This is a genomic window from Actinomyces sp. ICM39 (genome assembly GCF_000282935.1).
GTDB lineage: Bacteria > Actinomycetota > Actinomycetes > Actinomycetales > Actinomycetaceae > Pauljensenia > Pauljensenia odontolytica_B.
Genome location: NZ_ALCB01000080.1, coordinates 1 through 1,426, shown reverse-complemented (window position 1 = coordinate 1,426; position 1,426 = coordinate 1). Strand labels below are relative to the sequence as shown.

The window sequence follows — 1,426 nt, the reverse complement described above, 5'->3', positions numbered from 1 at the left end:
GGCCCTCGCGTGCGTGGCGCGGCGGGAGCGTGCGCCGCTGGGGTGATGCTCCACAAGCCCTCCAGATTGTTTGACAGTTACTCACTGACTTTAGCGTAAATACGCGGAAACGCGCGGGTGAGCTTGCTCGCTCGTCCGCGCGTTTCCGCGTGTTAGGTGGCCGGTGGAGGCCACGTGAAGGGGGTGCTTACTGCTTGCCGCGTTCCTCGAGCATCTTCCTCAGGGCAGCGGTGCGGCCGGCGTCGACCTCCTCCTCGGAGATCTGCTCGGCGTCCGTCAGCAGGTCCGGAGTGGTGGCGGGCGCCTCGGGGGCGACGGGCGAGGCCTCGGCGGGGGCGCCGGACTCAGCGGAAGACGAAGCGGACTCAGCCCCGGCCTCGTCCCCGGAATCAGCGGGAGCCAGCGCGCCAGCGGCGGCGCCGTCGATCTCCTGCGGCTCCTCGTCGTTGCGCTTGCGGGAGCGCAGCCAGAGGATGCCGGCGACGAGGAGGATGACGGCGACGGACGCGAGGACGGCGATCATCCACGGCTTCATGACGGAGCCCTTGACCTGCGCGGCTTCGGCGGCGACGGCTGCCTCGTCCATGGGGACGCGCTCGCCGGTCACGAGGAGGCGGTGCGTGTTGACGCCGTAGGGCGTACAGGTGATGAGGGTGGCCAGATCCTTGCCCTCGACCTTGTTGAGGGACTCGGTCTCGTGGGGCAGGACGACGCGGATGTCGGTGACCTGGTACTTGAGGTGGCGTCCGGCGGTCTCGATGTAGAAGTAGTCGCCCATCTTGACGCTGGTCAGCTGGTCGAACATGGTCGCGTTACCCAGGCCGGTGTGGCCGGTGAGGACCGTGTGCGTGGATTCGCCGCCGACGGGCAGGGCGGTGCCGAAGAGGTGGCCGACGCCCTTGTCGAGCGTCGCGGTGTCGGTGCCGTGGTAGATCGGCAGGTTGACGTCGATCGAGGGGATCTTGATGGTCGCCATGACGTCGTTGAGGTTGAGCTGGCTCAGGTAGTCCTGGTATTGCGCGGTACCGGGGCGCTGGGCGTCCAGCCAGGGGTCGAGGATCGGCGACTCGGAGGCCTTGAGGTTGTATTCGTCGGCGCGGCGCAGGGACTCTGCGACGGCGTCGGGGCCGGCCTGCTCGGCGACGGCGCTGAATTCGGAGGCGATGCGTTCCTGGCGCTGGTTGTTGTACTGGGTCGCGAAGACGGGGTACAGGAGGACCAGGATGCCGGCCAGCAGCAGGATCGGGGGCGCGATCGTCAGGAGACGCCACTTGAGGGGTGTCTTCTTCTTGTCGGGCGCTTGGGTGCTCACGCTTTCTCCGTTCATTGCCGAGGCCGTGGAAGTTTGTCTGGTTACAGGGTAGTACCGCTGGGGGCGGTTGCGGGCAACGCAAGGGGGGTGTGGACCCGCGGGTCCACACCCCCC

The 1,426-nt window shown here is 67.8% G+C and carries 1 protein-coding gene; it reads right to left on the bottom strand.

Going from position 1 to position 1,426, the window contains the following annotated elements:
- Nucleotides 1-187 precede the first annotated feature (187 nt).
- The gene (locus HMPREF1137_RS05395) at nt 188-1,312 is read right to left on the bottom strand and encodes a class C sortase (RefSeq protein WP_007589728.1); all 1,125 of its coding nucleotides are present in this window, start codon (nt 1,310-1,312) and stop codon (nt 188-190) included.
- Nucleotides 1,313-1,426: the final 114 nt, after the last annotated feature.